Source organism: Mycobacterium sp. 1245852.3 (assembly GCF_001669335.1).
In the GTDB taxonomy this organism is placed as follows: Bacteria; Actinomycetota; Actinomycetes; order Mycobacteriales; family Mycobacteriaceae; genus Mycobacterium; species Mycobacterium europaeum_A.
This window is the reverse complement of sequence record NZ_LZLL01000459.1, coordinates 1-16,613: the sequence shown is the minus strand read 5'-3', so window position 1 is coordinate 16,613 and position 16,613 is coordinate 1. Positions and strand designations below refer to the sequence as shown.

Below are 16,613 nucleotides of genomic sequence, written 5' to 3'. Positions count from 1 at the left end.
GCGGCCGGGTACGGACTCGATCGCGGGCAGATCCCGCCGCGTCACACCTGGCCTGCTCCGCCGCCACCGCCGCTTCCGCCCGCGCAGTAGGCTGCCGTCGATCGGCACGGCAGGTGCCTCGCGCCGTCACCGGCAAAATAAGTGCTACGCTGCCGTGCAGTCGACATCCTTTAACGATCCGTCCGGCGAGGCGGAGAAGGAGGTCAAATTTCGTATGGGTGCTGCGGGCGACACCGGCTTCCCCGGTCTCAAGGGCGGCGATTCCCGGGAGTTGATGTCGGCGGCCGATGTGGGCCGCACCATTTCCCGCATTGCGCATCAGATCATCGAAAAGACCGCGCTGGACGGCCCCGACGCACCACGGGTGGTGCTGCTGGGCATCCCGACCCGCGGTGTGATTCTCGCCAAGCGGCTCGCCGCCAACATCGGCGAATACAGCGGTGTCGAGGTGGGCCACGGCGCCCTGGACATCACCCTCTATCGCGATGACCTGATGCAGAAACCGCCGCGGCCGCTGGAGGACACCTCGATTCCGGCCGGGGGCATCGACGACGCGCTGGTGATCCTGGTCGACGACGTCCTGTACTCCGGCCGCTCGGTCCGATCCGCGCTGGACGCGCTGCGCGACGTGGGCCGGCCGCGGGTGGTGCAGCTGGCGGTGCTGGTCGACCGTGGCCACCGCGAACTGCCGCTGCGCGCCGACTACGTGGGCAAGAACGTCCCGACCTCGCGCGGGGAGAGCGTGCACGTGCTGCTGCGGGAGAACGACGGCGACGACGGGGTGGTGATCTCACGATGACGCGCCATCTGCTGGCCGCCGGCGACCTGAGCCGCGACGACGCCACCGCGATCCTCGACGACGCCGACCGGTTCGCCCAGGCGCTGGTGGGCCGCGAGATCAAGAAGCTGCCGACGCTGCGTGGCCGCACCATCGTCACGATGTTCTACGAGAACTCGACCCGCACCCGGGTGTCCTTCGAGGTGGCCGGCAAGTGGATGAGCGCCGACGTGATCAACGTCAGCGCGTCGGGATCGTCGGTGGGCAAGGGAGAGTCGCTGCGCGACACCGCGTTCACGCTGCGCGCCGCCGGCGCCGACGCGCTGATCATCCGGCACCCGGCGTCCGGCGCCGCGCACCTGCTCGCCGAGTGGACCGGCGCGAACGCCGCCGGAGACAGTGGGGGACCGTCGGTCATCAACGCCGGCGACGGCACCCACGAGCACCCGACCCAGGCGCTGCTGGACGCGCTCACCATTCGCCAACGGCTCGGCGGCATCGAAGGCCGTCGCATCGTGATCGTGGGCGACATCCTGCACAGCCGGGTCGCCCGCTCCAACGTGATGCTGCTGGCGACCCTGGGCGCCGAGGTGGTCCTGGTGGCGCCGCCCACGCTGCTGCCGGTCGGCGTCGAGGGCTGGCCGGTCACCGTGTCGAACGACTTCGACGCCGAGCTACCCGCCGCCGACGCGGTGCTGATGCTGCGGGTCCAGGCCGAGCGGATGAACGGCGGGTTCTTCCCGTCGGTGCGCGAATATTCCTCCCTCTACGGGCTTTCCGACCGCCGCCAGGCGCTGCTGCCCGGCCACGCCGTGGTGCTGCACCCGGGGCCGATGCTGCGTGGCATGGAGATCGCCTCCTCGGTGGCCGACTCGTCGCAATCGGCTGTGCTGCAACAGGTTTCCAATGGCGTGCATGTGCGGATGGCGGTGCTGTTTCACCTGCTGGTCGGCACCGAGACGGCGGAGAATTCGGGTGAAGAGGGTGTAGCGTGAGCGTGCTGCTGCGCGGGGTGCTGTTGTACGGCGAGGGCGATCGCGTCGACGTGCTGATCGACGACGGCCAGATCATCGACATCGGGCCCAAGTTGGCCGAGGCCGGAGGCGTCGGAAAGGACCTGGACGTCATCGACGCCACCGGTCAGGTGCTGTTGCCCGGCCTGGTGGACTTGCACACCCACCTGCGCGAACCGGGGCGTGAATACGCCGAAGATATCGAAACCGGCTCGGCCGCAGCCGCTTTGGGTGGTTACACCGCGGTGTTCGCGATGGCCAACACGAACCCGGTCGCCGACAGCCCGGTGGTCACCGACCACGTCTGGCACCGCGGGCAGCAGGTCGGCCTGGTCGACGTGCACCCGGTTGGCGCCGTCACCGTCGGGCTGGCCGGCAAAGAGCTCACCGAGATGGGCATGATGGCGGCCGGGGCCGCGCAGGTGCGGATGTTCTCCGACGACGGCATCTGCGTGCACGACCCGCTGGTGATGCGCCGCGCCCTGGAATACGCCACCGGGCTGGGCGTGCTCATCGCCCAGCACGCCGAGGAGCCGCGGCTGACGGTCGGCGCCGTCGCCCACGAGGGCCCCACCGCGGCCCGGTTGGGCCTGGCGGGCTGGCCCAGGGCGGCCGAGGAGTCGATCGTGGCCCGCGACGCGCTGCTGGCCCGCGACGCCGGCGCGCGGGTACACATCTGCCACGCCTCCACCGCTGGCACCGTCGAGATCGTGAAATGGGCCAAGCAGCAAGGGATCTCGATCACGGCCGAGGTCACCCCGCACCACCTGATGCTCGACGACAGCAGGCTGACCAGTTACGACGGGCAAAACCGCGTCAACCCACCGCTGCGCGAGGCGGCCGACGCGGTGGCGTTGCGCCAGGCGCTGGCCGACGGTGTCATCGACTGTGTGGCCACCGATCACGCGCCGCACGCCGAGCACGAGAAGTGCGTGGAGTTCTCCGCGGCGCGGCCCGGCATGCTGGGACTGCAGACGGCGCTGTCGATCGTGGTGCAGACGATGGTCACCCCGGGGTTGCTGACCTGGCGGGACGTTGCCCGGGTGATGAGCGAAAACCCCGCCCGCATCGTGGGCCTGCCCGACCACGGCCGGCCGCTGGAGGTGGGGGAGCCCGCCAACCTCACGGTGGTGGATCCCGCGGCCTCGTGGACCGTCACCGGGTCGGAGCTGGCCAGCCGCTCGGGCAACACGCCCTACGAGGCGATGACCCTGCCCGCCACCGTGACCGCCACGCTGCTGCGCGGCAAGGTCACCGCCCGAGACGGGAAGTCGCCGGCATGAATCGCGCCGGTGACGATGCAGAGCGAAGCGATGAGAAGGAGCGGCGCGCATGAACTCCGCCACCCTGGTGGGGTCGCTGATCTTCGCCGCCGTGGTGGTGGTCGTCATCACGGTGGTCATCCAGCTGATGATGCGGACCTGGCAGCGCCGCTCACAGCACCAGGCGGAGCTGATCGGCGCGCTGCCCGAGATCCCGGACCACGTCGGGGCGGCCACGATCAGCACCCGCGGCCACTACTGCGGGTCCATGATGGCGCCGGGCTGGCACGAGCGGATCGCGGCCGGCGACCTCGGTTTCCGCAGCAAGGCGGTGTTGACCCGTTACGCCGGGGGCATCATGGTGGAACGCCTACGGGCCCAACCGATTTGGATTCCCCAGGAATCGATCACCGAGATCCGCATGGAGCGCCGGATGACCGGCCGGATCGGGATTCTGGCGATCCGCTGGCGGCTGCCCTCGGGCGTCGAGATCGACACCGGGTTTCGGGCGAACAGCCGCGCCGATTACGACGACTGGCTCGAATCGCATCATGAAGAGGAGCGGCGCTGATGACTAAAGCGCAATTGGTACTCGAGGACGGCCGCGTCTTCACCGGCACGCCGTTCGGCAAAATCGGCCAAACACTCGGTGAGGCCGTCTTTTCCACCGGCATGTCCGGCTACCAGGAGACGCTGACCGATCCCAGTTACCACCGGCAGATCGTGGTGGCCACCGCGCCGCAGATCGGCAACACCGGCTGGAACGGCGAGGACGCCGAGAGCCGCGGCGACCGGATCTGGGTCGCCGGCTACGCGGTGCGCGACCCGTCGCCGCGCCCGTCCAGCTGGCGGGCCACCGGAACCCTGGAGGACGAGCTGGTCCGCCAGCACATCGTCGGCATCGCCGGCATCGACACCCGCGCGGTGGTGCGCCATCTGCGCACCCGCGGCTCGATGAAGGCGGGCGTGTTCTCCGGCGACGCGCTCGCCGAGGTGGACGAATTGCTGGCGCGGGTGCGGGGCCAGCAGTCGATGCTGGGCGCCGACCTGGCCGGCGAGGTCAGCACGCCCGACAACTACATCGTGGAACCCGAAGGGGCACCGCGGTTTACGGTGGCCGCGCTGGACCTGGGCATCAAGACGAACACGCCGCGCAACTTCGCCCGCCGCGGCGTCCGGACCCATGTGCTGGCGTCCTCGGCGACCTACGACCAGATCGCCGACATCAAGCCCGACGGGGTGTTCTTGTCCAACGGCCCAGGTGACCCCGCCACCGCCGATCACGTCGTCGAGGTCACCCGCAAGGTGCTGGGCGCCGGAATCCCGTTGTTCGGCATCTGCTTCGGCAACCAGATCCTGGGCCGGGCGCTGGGGTTGTCCACCTACAAGCTGGTATTCGGTCACCGCGGCATCAACATCCCGGTGATCGACCACGCCACCGGGCGGGTGGCGGTCACCGCACAAAACCACGGCTTCGCGCTCGAGGGAGAGGCCGGCCAGTCCTTCGACACGCCGTTCGGCCAAGCGATCGTCAGCCACACCTGCGCCAACGACGGAGTGGTCGAGGGCGTCAAACTCGCCGACGGGCAGGCGTTCTCGGTGCAGTATCACCCGGAGGCCGCGGCGGGTCCGCACGATGCGGAGTATTTGTTCGACCAATTCATCGACCTGATGGCGGCCCCAAACCGCGGAAAGGGGCGGTAGTGCCGCGTCGTACCGACTTGCGTCACGTGCTGGTGATCGGCTCCGGGCCGATCGTCATCGGGCAGGCCGCCGAGTTCGACTACTCGGGAACCCAGGCCTGCCGGGTGCTGCGTGCGGAGGGCCTGGAGGTCAGCCTGATCAACTCCAACCCGGCCACCATCATGACCGACCCGGAGTACGCCGACCACACCTACGTCGAGCCGATCACCGCCGCCTTCGTCGAGAAGGTGATCGCCCAGCAGGCCGAGCGCGGCAACAAGATCGACGCGCTGCTGGCCACGCTGGGCGGGCAGACCGCGCTGAACACGGCGGTCGCGCTGCACGAAAACGGGGCGCTCGAGCGGCACGGCGTCGAGCTCATCGGCGCCGACATCGACGCAATCCAGCGCGGCGAGGACCGGCAGATGTTCAAGGACATCGTCGCCAAGGTCGGCGGTGAATCCGCCCGCAGCCGAGTCTGTTTCACGATGGAGGAGGTCCGCGAGACCGTCGAGGAACTCGGGCTGCCGGTCGTGGTGCGGCCCAGCTTCACGATGGGCGGGCTGGGGTCCGGCATGGCGCGATCCGTCGAAGAGGTCGACCGGATGGCCGGCGCAGGCTTGGCCGAGAGCCCGAGCGCCAACGTGCTGATCGAGGAATCGATCTACGGCTGGAAGGAATTCGAGCTCGAGCTGATGCGCGACGGCAACGACAACGTGGTCGTCGTCTGCTCGATCGAGAACTTCGATCCCATGGGCGTGCACACCGGCGACTCGGTCACCGTCGCGCCGGCGATGACGCTGACCGACCGCGAATACCAGCGGATGCGGGACCTGGGCATCGCGATCCTGCGCGAGGTCGGGGTGGACACCGGCGGCTGCAACATCCAGTTCGCGATCAACCCGGTCGACGGCCGGCTGATCGTCATCGAGATGAACCCGCGGGTGTCGCGGTCCAGCGCGCTGGCCTCCAAGGCCACCGGCTTCCCGATCGCCAAGATCGCCGCCAAGCTCGCCATCGGGTACACCCTCGACGAGATCGTCAACGACATCACCAAGGAGACGCCCGCCTGCTTCGAGCCCACCCTGGATTACGTGGTGGTCAAGGCGCCCCGCTTCGCGTTCGAGAAATTCCCCGGCGCCGACCCCACCCTGACCACCACCATGAAGTCCGTCGGCGAGGCGATGTCGTTGGGCCGCAACTTCATTGAGGCGCTCGGCAAGGTGATGCGGTCGCTGGAAACCACCCGCGCGGGTTTTTGGACCAAGCCGGACCCGGACGGCGACGTCGGTGAGGTGCTCGACCGGCTGCGCACCCCGACCGAGGGCCGGCTCTACGACATCGAGCTGGCGCTGCGGCTGGGCGCGTCGGTGGAGCGGGTCGCCGAGGCCAGCGGCGTCGACCCGTGGTTCGTGGCGCAGATCGGCGAGCTGATCGAGCTGCGCGCGGAGCTGATCGCCGCCCCGGTGCTCGACGCCGACCTGCTGCGCCAGGCCAAGCACAGCGGGCTGTCGGACCGCCAGATCGCCGCGCTGCGCCCCGAATTGGCCGGCGAGAACGGGGTGCGCTCGCTGCGCGAGCGCCTCGGCGTGCACCCGGTGTACAAGACCGTCGACACCTGCGCGGCGGAGTTCGAGGCCAAGACGCCGTACCACTACAGCAGCTACGAGTTGGACCCCGCCGCCGAGACCGAGGTGGCGCCGCAGACCGAGAAGCCCAAGGTGCTGATCCTCGGATCGGGACCCAACCGCATCGGCCAGGGCATCGAATTCGACTACAGCTGCGTGCACGCCGCAACGACGTTGTCGCAGGCCGGTTTCGAGACGGTGATGGTCAACTGCAACCCGGAGACGGTGTCCACCGACTATGACACCGCCGACCGGCTCTACTTCGAGCCGCTGACCTTCGAGGACGTCCTCGAGGTGTTCCGCGCCGAGCAGCAGTCCGCCGGTGACGGCCCGGGCGTGGTCGGGGTGATCGTGCAGCTCGGCGGCCAAACCCCGCTCGGGCTGGCGCAGCGCCTGGCCGACGCGGGCGTACCGATCGTCGGCACCCCGCCGGAGGCCATCGACCTGGCCGAGGACCGCGGCGCCTTCGGCGACGTGCTCACCACCGCCGGCCTGCCCGCGCCGAAGTACGGCATGGCAACCACTTTCGACCACGCCCGGCGGATCGCCGAAGACATCGGCTACCCGGTGCTGGTGCGGCCGTCCTACGTGCTGGGCGGCCGGGGCATGGAGATCGTCTACGACGAGGAGACGCTGCGCGGCTACATCACCCGGGCCACCGAGCTCTCGCCCGAGCACCCGGTGCTCGTCGACCGCTTCCTCGAGGACGCGGTGGAGATCGACGTGGACGCGCTGTGCGACGGCACCGAGGTGTACATCGGCGGCATCATGGAGCACATCGAGGAGGCCGGCATCCACTCCGGCGACTCGGCGTGCGCCCTGCCGCCGGTGACGCTGGGCCGCAGCGACATCGAGAAGGTGCGCCGGGCGACCGAGGCCATCGCGCACGGCATCGGTGTGGTGGGGCTGCTCAACGTGCAGTACGCGCTCAAGGACGACGTGCTCTACGTCCTGGAGGCCAACCCGCGCGCCAGCCGCACGGTGCCGTTCGTGTCCAAGGCCACCGCGATCCCGCTCGCCAAGGCCTGCGCCCGGGTCATGTTGGGCGCCAAGATTTCCCAGCTGCGCGAGGAGGGGTTGCTGGCGGCGTCCGGCGACGGCGCCCACGCGGCGCAGAACGCCCCGATCGCGGTCAAGGAGGCGGTGCTGCCGTTCCACCGGTTCCGCCGGGCGGACGGCTCGGGCATCGATTCGCTGCTGGGGCCGGAGATGAAATCCACCGGCGAGGTGATGGGAATCGACCGCGACTTCGGCAGCGCCTTCGCCAAGAGCCAGACCGCGGCGTACGGGTCGCTGCCCGCCCAGGGCACCATCTTCGTGTCGGTGGCCAACCGCGACAAGCGCTCGCTGGTGTTCCCCGTCAAGCGGCTGGCCGACCTGGGTTTCCGCGTGCTGGCCACCGAGGGGACAGCGGAGATGTTGCGCCGCAACGGGATTCCGTGCGACGAGGTACGCAAGCACTTCGAGGAGCCGCAGCCGGGCCGACCCGCGGAGTCCGCGGTGGACGCGATCAAGGCCGGCGAGGTCGACATGGTCATCAACACGCCCTACGGCAACTCCGGGCCACGCATCGACGGCTACGAAATCCGTTCGGCCGCAGTGTCGGTCAATATCCCGTGTGTCACCACCGTGCAGGGCGCCTCGGCCGCCGTCCAGGGCATCGAGGCGGGCATCCGCGGCGACATCGGCGTGCGCAGCCTGCAAGAGCTGCACAGCCAGATCGGCCAGGGCGGCCTGCCTGGTAGCGGGCACCGGTGACCGGCTTCGGCGTCCGGCTGGCCGCCGCGAAAGCGGAGCGCGGGCCGCTGTGCGTGGGCATCGACCCGCATCCCGAGCTGCTGCGCGCCTGGGGCCTGCCCACCACCGCCGACGGGCTGGCCGCGTTCTGCGACATCTGCATCGAGGCGTTCTCCGGCTACGCGGTCGTCAAACCCCAGGTCGCGTTCTTCGAGGCGTACGGCGCCGCCGGATTCGCGGTGCTGGAACGCACCATCGCGGCGCTGCGGTCGGCCGGGGTGCTGGTGCTGGCCGACGCCAAACGCGGCGACATCGGCACCACGATGGCGGCCTACGCCGCCGCCTGGGCGGGTGATTCGCCGCTGGCCGCCGACGCGGTGACGGCCACGCCATATCTGGGGTTCGGCTCACTGCGGCCGCTGCTGGAAGCCGCCGCGGCGCACGACCGCGGGGTGTTCGTGCTGGCGGCCACCTCCAACCCGGAGGGGGCGACCGTGCAGCGCGCCGCCTTCGACGGCCGCACGGTGGCCCAGCTGGTCGTCGACCAGGCGGCGGTGGTGAATCGGTCCGCCACCGGATCCGGGCCGGGATACGTGGGGGTGGTCGTCGGCGCGACGGTCTTGCAGGCGCCCGATCTGAGCGCCCTGGGCGGCCCGGTGCTGGTGCCCGGGCTCGGCGTCCAGGGCGGGCGGCCCGAGGCGCTGGCGGGGCTGGGCGGGGCGGAACCCGGCCAGTTGTTGCCGGCGGTGGCCCGCGAGGTGCTGCGCGCCGGGCCGGGCGTGCCGGAGCTGCGCGCGGCGGCCGATCGCATGCTGGACGCGGTCGCCTACCTGGCGGTGTGAGCGGGTTCTGCGTCTAGTCCGACGCGACTGCGGTGCTGGGCCGCGCGGTTTCGACGATGACGGTGGTGGCCTTGACGACGGCCACGGCGACGCTGCCGGGGCGCAGCTGCAGTTCCTCGGCGGCCTCGGTGCTCATCAGCGAGACGACCGTGAACGGGCCGCACTGCATCTCGACCTGGGTCATCACCTTGTCGCTGACCACCGACGTGACCAGCCCGACGAAGCGGTTGCGGGCCGAGCTGCCGATGCTCAGCGGGTCCGCCGGCGGGGCGGGCGCATTGGTGCGGGAGAAGCGGGCGAGGTCCTCGCTGGCGATCACCTTGCGGCCGGCGGCGTCGTGACTGACCGCCAATGTGCCCTGGTTGATCCAGCGCCGCACGGTGTCGTCGCTGACTCCGAGCAGCTCGGCCGCCTGGCGAATTCGCAGGTTGGACACCCCCCGATCGTATCGGATTCCGCACCGCCGATTAGCTGAAATGGCCCGGGGGCGGGCCCGAAAACCGCAGTTACGGAACCAGATTGCAGATTTAACCGTGGTTACGGAAACGCACTGTGCGCGGATCGGAATCCGCGGACCCTCGGCGCCCCGCACCCACCGGCGCCCGTCGGGCGCGGCGGCGAACCGCGGTCGGCCAACGACGCTGCGGCCCTTGGTGGTTGGTGAAGGTCATCGTGCGTTGGCAGACCGAGTCGGTGTACCTCCCGGCGGTTCGGCCGTCGTCTCCCCGATGGCTGGCCTGTTGTTGCCGGGCGATCCAGGGGCGGCCTGGACCGCTGCGCCGGGCCAAAGGCGGCGTTGGCCTGCCCTTTGACCGGCGGCGCGACACGCGCGACACGCCGCAACAAATCCGTGATCCGTCGCACCGGGCGTCACGGCCGCTCGGCGGCGGGTTTCCGAACGGCCCGGCCAAGCCGTCGCGCGCCGCCCCCGGGGGCTAAAACCGCAGCTAGCGACCCTGGCAAGGCGTCGAACCGGCCCGGCGAACCCCGCCCGGGCAACGTCGAAGGCGGCCGCCGCCGGCCCCGGCGGGAGCGCCGCTTCGGCCTGCCACGCGCCGGTCCATGCTGGGAGTTTGTCCCCTCAAGCAGGGGGTCGGGTTAGATTTCGTCAGGAGGCCTGAGTACGGTCGTCTCCGCTGGCAGAAGTACCGGCGAGACAAAAAGCGATCGATTGAAATTGATTGATCAGATACGGAGGAATCGTGGCCCTTCCCCAGTTGACCGACGAGCAGCGCGCGGCCGCGTTGGAGAAGGCGGCTGCCGCACGTCGAGCGCGAGCAGAGCTCAAAGACCGCCTGAAGCGTGGCGGCACCAACCTGACCCAGGTGCTCAAGGACGCCGAGACCGACGAAGTCCTGGGCAAGATGAAGGTTTCCGCGCTTCTCGAGGCGTTGCCCAAGGTGGGCAAGGTCAAGGCGCAGGAAATCATGACTGAGTTGGAGATCGCCCCCACCCGCCGCCTGCGCGGTCTCGGCGATCGCCAGCGCAAGGCCCTGCTGGAAAAGTTCGGCTCCTAACCCGGCCGCCGACGATGCAGGCCGCACGGCCTGAGGAGAAGGCGGGCAATCCGACCCGAGCCGTGGGCGCACCCCCCGAGGGGCGTCCGTGAGCGCCGGCGGGGGACCGGACGTCCAGCACGGCACACGTCCAGAACCATCAGGTAACGGACGTGTGGTCGTGCTGTCCGGTCCTTCCGCGGTGGGCAAGTCGACGGTCGTCCGGTGCCTGCGCGAGCGGGTGCCGAACCTGCATTTCAGCGTCTCGGCCACCACGCGGGCGCCGCGCCCCGGCGAGGTCGACGGTGTCGATTATCACTTCGTCAGCCCCGCCCGCTTCCAGCAGCTGATCGACGAGGGCGCGCTGCTGGAGTGGGCCGAAATCCATTCGGGACTGCACCGGTCGGGCACCCTGGCCGAGCCCATCCGGACCGCCACGGCCAATGGGTTTCCGGTGCTCATCGAGGTCGACCTGGCCGGCGCCAGGGCCGTCAAGAAGGCGATGCCGGAGGCGCTCGCGGTCTTCCTCGCACCGCCCAGCTGGGAGGATCTCGAGGCCCGGCTCATCGCCCGCGGCACCGAGACGCCGGAGGTCATGCGGCGGCGGCTGGGGACCGCCCGCATCGAAATGGCGGCCCAAAACGACTTCGACCGGGTGGTCGTGAACAGTCAATTGGAGTCAGCGTGCTCCGAATTGGTATCCTTGCTGGTGGGAACTGCGCCGGACCGGCCTGACCCGTCTGGCCAGACCAGAAGCCGGACCACATCCCAGCAAGATTGACCACCGAATTTTTCCGAACTTTGCAGCGGTGACGAGCCGCTCGAATCCGCCAGGAGATTGACCTAAGTGAGTATTCCGCAGTCCGACGCGGCTTTGGCCGCCGTCCCCGACCGGTTCGATCCGTCCGCCGGGGGACAGGGCGCCTACGACACCCCGCTGGGCATCACCAACCCGCCCATCGACGAGCTGCTGGACCGCGTCTCGAGCAAGTACGCGCTGGTGATCTACGCCGCCAAGCGGGCCCGTCAGATCAACGACTACTACAACCAGCTCGGCGAGGGCATCCTCGAATACGTGGGCCCGCTGGTCGAGCCGGGGCTGCAGGAAAAGCCGCTGTCGATCGCGATGCGCGAGATCCACGGCGACCTGCTCGAGCACACCGAGGGCGAGTAACAGGGCCGGGCCGGGCGCGCGCTGTGGACAACCGCGATCGGGTCGCGAAAAGAGTGATCGTCGGGGTCTCCGGCGGTATCGCCGCCTACAAGGCGTGCACCGTCGTTCGGCAGCTCGCCGAGGCCGGTCACTCGGTCCGCGTCATCCCGACCGAGTCCGCGCTGCGTTTCGTCGGCGCCGCCACATTCGAGGCGCTCTCCGGCCAGCCGGTGCACACCGGCGTCTTCACCGACGTGCCGGAGGTTCCGCATGTCCAGCTCGGTAAGCAGGCCGACCTGGTCGTGGTGGCACCCGCCACGGCGGACCTGCTGGCCAGGGCCGTCCACGGCCGCGCCGACGACCTGCTGACCGCCACGCTCTTGACCGCGCGATGTCCGGTGCTGTTCGCCCCGGCGATGCACACCGAGATGTGGTTGCACCCGGCCACCGTCGACAACGTCGCCACGCTGCGCCGCCGGGGAGCGGTCGTGCTCGAACCGGCCGCCGGGCGGCTCACCGGGACGGACAGCGGGTCCGGCCGGCTGCCCGAAGCCGAGGAGATCACCACCCTGGCGCACCTGCTGCTCGACCGTCACGACGCGCTGCCCTACGACCTGGCCGGCTGCAAGATGCTGGTCACCGCCGGCGGCACCCGGGAAGCCGTCGACCCGGTGCGCTTCATCGGCAACCGCAGCTCCGGCAAGCAGGGCTATGCGGTCGCGCGGGTGGCCGCCCAGCGCGGCGCCGAGGTCACGCTGATCGCCGGGCACACCGCCGGGCTGATCGACCCCGCCGGGGTGGAGGTGGTCCACGTCAGCTCGGCCGAGCAACTGGGCGACGCCGTGGCCAAGCACGCGGCCGAGGCGGACGTGCTGGTGATGGCCGCCGCGGTCGCCGACTTCCGGCCGGCCCGGGTTGCGGCCGCCAAGATCAAAAAAGGTGTCGAGGGGCCGCCGACCATCGAGTTGATCCGCAACGACGACGTGCTGGCCGGTGCGGTGCGGGCGCGCGCCAACGGCGAGCTGCCCAACATGCGGGCCATCGTGGGGTTCGCCGCGGAGACCGGTGACGCCAACGGCGACGTGCTGTTTCACGCCCGGGCCAAACTGCGCAACAAGGGTTGTGACCTGTTGGTCGTCAACGCGGTCGGTGACGGCCGGGCCTTCGAGGTGGACAACAACGACGGCTGGCTGCTGGCGGCCGACGGTACCGAGTCGGCGCTGCAGCACGGCTCCAAGACATTGATGGCCAGTCGTATCGTGGATGCGATCGCCGCGTTCCTGCACGGCGGCGGGTAATACGGTTCGGTTTTCCTGTGGCGCCAGGCCAGGTGCTGGCCGGCCCGATACCAACCGATATAATTCGGCTAACTAACTAATTGGAAGGGTTGAGATTGTGAGCGAAAAGGGTCGCCTGTTTACCAGTGAGTCGGTGACTGAGGGACATCCCGACAAGATCTGTGACGCGATCAGCGACTCCGTGCTCGACGCCCTGCTGGCGCAGGACCCCCGCTCACGCGTCGCGGTCGAGACGCTGGTCACCACCGGACAGGTGCACGTGGTGGGCGAGGTGACGACGACCGCCAAGGAGGCGTTCGCAGACATCACCAACACGGTTCGCGAGCGCATCCTCGAGATCGGCTATGACTCGTCGGACAAGGGCTTCGACGGCGCGTCCTGCGGCGTCAACATCGGCATCGGCGCGCAGTCGCCCGACATCGCCCAGGGCGTCGACACCGCCCATGAGGCGCGCGTGGAGGGCGCCGCGGACCCGCTGGACGCCCAGGGCGCCGGCGACCAAGGCCTGATGTTCGGCTACGCGATCAACGACACCCCCGAGCGGATGCCGCTGCCGATTGCGCTGGCCCACCGGCTGTCGCGCAAGCTGACCGAGGTCCGCAAGAACGGCACGCTGCCCTACCTGCGCCCGGACGGCAAGACCCAGGTCACCATCGAGTACGAGGACGACGTTCCGGTGCGGCTGGACACCGTCGTCGTCTCCACCCAGCACGCCGACGGCATCGACCTAGAGAAGACGCTGGACCCCGACATCCGCCAGCACGTGCTCAAGACCGTGCTGGACGAGCTGGCCCACGACACGCTCGACTCCTCGGCGACGCGGGTGCTGGTCAACCCGACCGGCAAGTTCGTGCTCGGCGGCCCGATGGGCGACGCCGGCCTGACCGGCCGCAAGATCATCGTCGACACCTATGGCGGGTGGGCCCGCCACGGCGGCGGCGCCTTCTCCGGCAAGGACCCGTCCAAGGTGGACCGGTCGGCGGCCTACGCGATGCGCTGGGTGGCCAAGAACATCGTCGCCGCCGGGCTGGCGGAGCGGGTCGAGGTGCAGGTGGCCTACGCCATCGGCAAGGCCGCCCCGGTGGGGCTGTTCATCGAGACGTTCGGCACCGCGACGGTCGACCCGGTCAAGATCGAGAAGATCGTGCCCGAGGTGTTCGACCTGCGGCCCGGCGCGATCATCCGCGACCTGGACCTGCTACGTCCGATCTACGCGCAGACCGCCGCCTACGGGCACTTCGGCCGCACCGACATCGAACTGCCGTGGGAGCAGCTGAACAAGGTCGACGACCTCAAGCGCGCGATCTAGGCGCGGGGTGGTCGGCGTCTAGCGCCGGCAGTCCGTCGATACTGCGCCGGTTGCGCTTGACCAGCCGGCCGTACTGGTCATCGGTCGCCTTGCGGTGCGCCGCGTCGAGCACCGGCCGCTCGTCGATGAGCTCGTAGTAGGGCACCGCGAACCCGCACGCGTCGGCGATCCGCTCCACATCGACCACGATGATGGTGCGGACCCCGGCGTGTTGATCGCCGAAATGCCGCATCAGCCCGGCGAATTCGGCGTCGTCGGGGCGGACCACCCGTCCGGTGCCGAACAGCCGCAGGATTCGCGAGTTGCGGGTGAACGAGCAGAACATGACGGTGATGCGGCCGTTGTCGCGCAAATGGGCCACCGTCTCCACGCCGCTGCCGAACAGATCCAGGTAGGCCACGGTGTGCTCGTCGAGCACCGCGAAGGTGTCGCGATACCCCTTGGGGGACAGGTTGATTCGCCCACCCTCGGACGGCGCGGTGGCGACGAAGAAAACGGCCTGTTCGCGGATGAAGTCGCGCAGCGACTCGTCGATGCTTTCGAATTCCTTCGCCACGGGTGCAGCGTAGCCGCTACCGGGTGAACCGGTAGTCGTCCAGATCAAACCGCCGGCTGCGCCAGTACACCTCGGGGGTGGTGCCCGGACGCAGCGGCACGTCGCCGTTCTTGTCGAAGTAGTAGCTGTTGGCCAGCCGACAGCTGTCCTGCCAGAAGATCTGGCGGGGCCGCCGGCGCATCATCTCGGCGAAGTAGCGGTCGTTGGCCTCCTGGCTGACCTCGACGCGGGTGGCGCCGACGCGCTTGGCCCGCTTGAGGCACCGCACGATGTGATGCGTCTGCGCCTCGATCAGGGCGAAATACGAAGAGCCGACGTAACCGTACGGGCCGAACACGGTGAACAGGTTGGGAAATCCCGGCACCGTGACGCCCTCGTAGGCCTGCAGCCGATGCTCATCCCAGAAGCGGCTCAACGACTTTCCGCCGCTCCCGGTCACCGCGAAGGTGGGCACGTTGTCGGGGTCCATCACCTTGAAACCGGTCGCCAGGATCAGCACGTCGATCTCGTGGTTCTCGCCATCGGTGGTGGCCACCGCGTCGGGGGTGACCTTGTCGATCGGTTCAGTGACCAGCCGCACGTTGTCGCGGTTGAACGTGGCGAGGTAGCCGTTGTGGAAGCCGGGGCGTTTGCAGCCCACCGCGTACTGCGGGGTGAGCTGTTCGCGCACGGCCGGATCCCGAACCTGTTGCCGCAGATACGATTTCCCCAGCGAGGCCATCCGCTTGGCCAGCGGCAGCACCGTGAAGTAGTGCGCCGAGATGGGGAAGGTGAGCTCGACGTACGCCTGGCTGAGCAGGCGCTGCAGGAACTTGCCGCCGGGAATTCGCATCACCCAGCGCGCCGGCGCCGGCAGCGGCACGTCGAACTTCGGGAAACACCAGATCGGGGTGCGCTGAAAGACGGTGAGCGACGACACGATCGGCGCGATCTCGGGAATCACCTGCACGGCCGAGGCGCCGGTGCCGATCACCGCGACGCGCTTACCGCGCAGGTCCTGGCCGTGATCCCACCGCGCGGTGTGCATGGTGATGCCGCCGAACGAGTCCACGCCGTCGATGTCGGGCAGGTTCGGCACCGTCAGCACGCCGCAAGCGCTGATCAAAAACCGCGCGGTGATTTCGCCCGCCGGGTCGGTCTGCACCCGCCACAGGCCGCGCTCGTCGTCATACTCGGCGGTTTGCACCTTGGTGTTGAACCGGATCCGCGAGCGGATGCCGTACTTGTCGGCGCAGTGTTCGGCGTAGGCCTTGAGCTCTCGGCCCGGCGCGTAGGTCCGCGACCAGTGCCGGCTCTGCTCGAACGAGAACTGGTAGGAGAACGACGGAATGTCCACGGCAATACCGGGATAGGTGTTCCAGTGCCAGGTGCCGCCGACCCCGTCAGCGGCCTCGATCACCAGGTAATCGGGCAGCCCGGCCCGGTCCAGGTTGATCGCCGCACCGATGCCGGAGAACCCGGCTCCGATGATCAGCGTGTGATAGTCGGGGGTTTCGTCTTGGTGCGGGACCATCGTTGCCTGCCTAGGGGTGCAGTGCCTTGCGGAGCGCCGCCAGGCCGCGCTCGGTGGCCTCGGCGGCGGCGGGTATCGCCAACGCGAAACTGACGAATCCGTGTACCAGGGTGGGCTCGTTGGTCAGCTCGACCGGCACGCCCGCGGCGCTGAGCAGCTCGGCGTAACGGGCCCCGTCATCGCGCAGTGGATCGTGTTCGGCGGTCGCGATGTAGGCGGGCGCCAGCCCGGACAGATCCGCGGCGTTGGCCGGAGCCATGGTGATGGGCAGCGCCTTCGGGTCGGTGAGATCGAGATCGGGCACGTACCAGGACAGGAACGCGTCGATGACGTCGCGGTTCAGCA

The 16,613-nt window shown here is 69.4% G+C and carries 16 protein-coding genes; 12 read left to right on the top strand and 4 right to left on the bottom strand.

The genetic code is table 11. From position 1 onward, the window contains the following. Positions 1-214 precede the first annotated feature (214 nt). The 7 genes from pyrR to pyrF are packed head-to-tail and all read left to right on the top strand — an operon-like array spanning position 215 to position 8,943. Positions 215-799 carry a bifunctional pyr operon transcriptional regulator/uracil phosphoribosyltransferase PyrR gene (gene pyrR / locus A9W96_RS20400; RefSeq protein WP_067142548.1) on the top strand — a complete coding sequence of 195 codons (585 nt, stop codon included), beginning with the start codon at positions 215-217 and terminating at the stop codon, positions 797-799. Continuing rightward, positions 796-1,773, top strand: a complete 978-nt coding sequence (locus tag A9W96_RS20395; RefSeq protein WP_066880575.1) for an aspartate carbamoyltransferase catalytic subunit — start codon at positions 796-798, stop codon at positions 1,771-1,773. The genes pyrR and A9W96_RS20395 overlap by 4 nt, the downstream gene beginning before the upstream one ends. Continuing rightward, positions 1,770-3,074: a dihydroorotase gene (locus A9W96_RS20390; protein ID WP_067142522.1), complete on the top strand. Its 1,305-nt coding sequence runs from the start codon at positions 1,770-1,772 to the stop codon at positions 3,072-3,074. The genes A9W96_RS20395 and A9W96_RS20390 overlap by 4 nt, the downstream gene beginning before the upstream one ends. A gap of 49 nt (positions 3,075-3,123) precedes the next feature. Beyond that, a complete protein-coding gene (locus A9W96_RS20385; RefSeq protein WP_067142519.1) occupies positions 3,124-3,624 on the top strand; it encodes a transporter in 501 nt (166 codons plus the stop codon). Then, positions 3,624-4,757, top strand: a complete 1,134-nt coding sequence (gene carA / locus A9W96_RS20380; protein ID WP_066861650.1) for a glutamine-hydrolyzing carbamoyl-phosphate synthase small subunit — start codon at positions 3,624-3,626, stop codon at positions 4,755-4,757. The genes A9W96_RS20385 and carA overlap by 1 nt, the downstream gene beginning before the upstream one ends. Next, entirely contained in the window at positions 4,757-8,122 is a 3,366-nt protein-coding gene (gene carB, locus A9W96_RS20375; RefSeq protein WP_066861653.1) for a carbamoyl-phosphate synthase large subunit, read from the top strand. The genes carA and carB overlap by 1 nt, the downstream gene beginning before the upstream one ends. Beyond that, entirely contained in the window at positions 8,119-8,943 is an 825-nt protein-coding gene (gene pyrF / locus A9W96_RS20370) for an orotidine-5'-phosphate decarboxylase (protein WP_066861655.1), read from the top strand. Before carB ends, pyrF begins: the two co-directional genes overlap by 4 nt. Positions 8,944-8,956: 13 nt before the next feature. Here the strand turns inward: pyrF and A9W96_RS20365 are convergent, their stop codons facing one another. Next, entirely contained in the window at positions 8,957-9,379 is a 423-nt protein-coding gene (locus tag A9W96_RS20365) for a molybdopterin-binding protein (protein WP_066861659.1), read from the bottom strand. A gap of 766 nt (positions 9,380-10,145) precedes the next feature. Between A9W96_RS20365 and mihF the strand changes: the two genes are divergently transcribed. The 5 genes from mihF to metK all read left to right on the top strand — a co-directional run bounded on the left by mihF (position 10,146) and on the right by metK (position 14,199). Then, positions 10,146-10,460 carry an integration host factor, actinobacterial type gene (mihF, locus tag A9W96_RS20360; RefSeq protein ID WP_007171927.1) on the top strand — a complete coding sequence of 105 codons (315 nt, stop codon included), beginning with the start codon at positions 10,146-10,148 and terminating at the stop codon, positions 10,458-10,460. Between the two features lie 88 nt (positions 10,461-10,548). Then, complete coding sequence (gene gmk, locus A9W96_RS20355; RefSeq protein WP_156753015.1) at positions 10,549-11,220, top strand: guanylate kinase; 672 nt, start codon at positions 10,549-10,551, stop codon at positions 11,218-11,220. A 66-nt stretch (positions 11,221-11,286) separates the two neighbouring features. After that, a complete protein-coding gene (rpoZ, locus tag A9W96_RS20350; protein ID WP_067142516.1) occupies positions 11,287-11,613 on the top strand; it encodes a DNA-directed RNA polymerase subunit omega in 327 nt (108 codons plus the stop codon). A 23-nt stretch (positions 11,614-11,636) separates the two neighbouring features. Next, on the top strand, positions 11,637-12,890 hold the full coding sequence (gene coaBC, locus A9W96_RS20345; RefSeq protein ID WP_066880172.1) for a bifunctional phosphopantothenoylcysteine decarboxylase/phosphopantothenate--cysteine ligase CoaBC: 1,254 nt from the start codon (positions 11,637-11,639) through the stop codon (positions 12,888-12,890). Positions 12,891-12,987: 97 nt separating this feature from the next. Beyond that, complete coding sequence (metK, locus tag A9W96_RS20340; protein WP_066873426.1) at positions 12,988-14,199, top strand: methionine adenosyltransferase; 1,212 nt, start codon at positions 12,988-12,990, stop codon at positions 14,197-14,199. On the opposite strand, the gene A9W96_RS20335 is transcribed toward metK, so the two are convergent. The 3 genes from A9W96_RS20335 to A9W96_RS20325 all read right to left on the bottom strand — a co-directional run. Next, on the bottom strand, positions 14,183-14,755 hold the full coding sequence (locus tag A9W96_RS20335; protein ID WP_066873430.1) for a pyridoxamine 5'-phosphate oxidase family protein: 573 nt from the start codon (positions 14,753-14,755) through the stop codon (positions 14,183-14,185). The two genes, metK and A9W96_RS20335, sit on opposite strands and share 17 nt — an antisense overlap. 16 nt (positions 14,756-14,771) lie before the next feature. Beyond that, positions 14,772-16,268: an NAD(P)/FAD-dependent oxidoreductase gene (locus tag A9W96_RS20330; protein WP_067142513.1), complete on the bottom strand. Its 1,497-nt coding sequence runs from the start codon at positions 16,266-16,268 to the stop codon at positions 14,772-14,774. A gap of 10 nt (positions 16,269-16,278) precedes the next feature. Continuing rightward, a partial coding sequence (locus A9W96_RS20325; RefSeq protein ID WP_156765338.1) for an alpha/beta hydrolase fold domain-containing protein occupies positions 16,279-16,613 on the bottom strand: 335 nt, incomplete at its 5' end.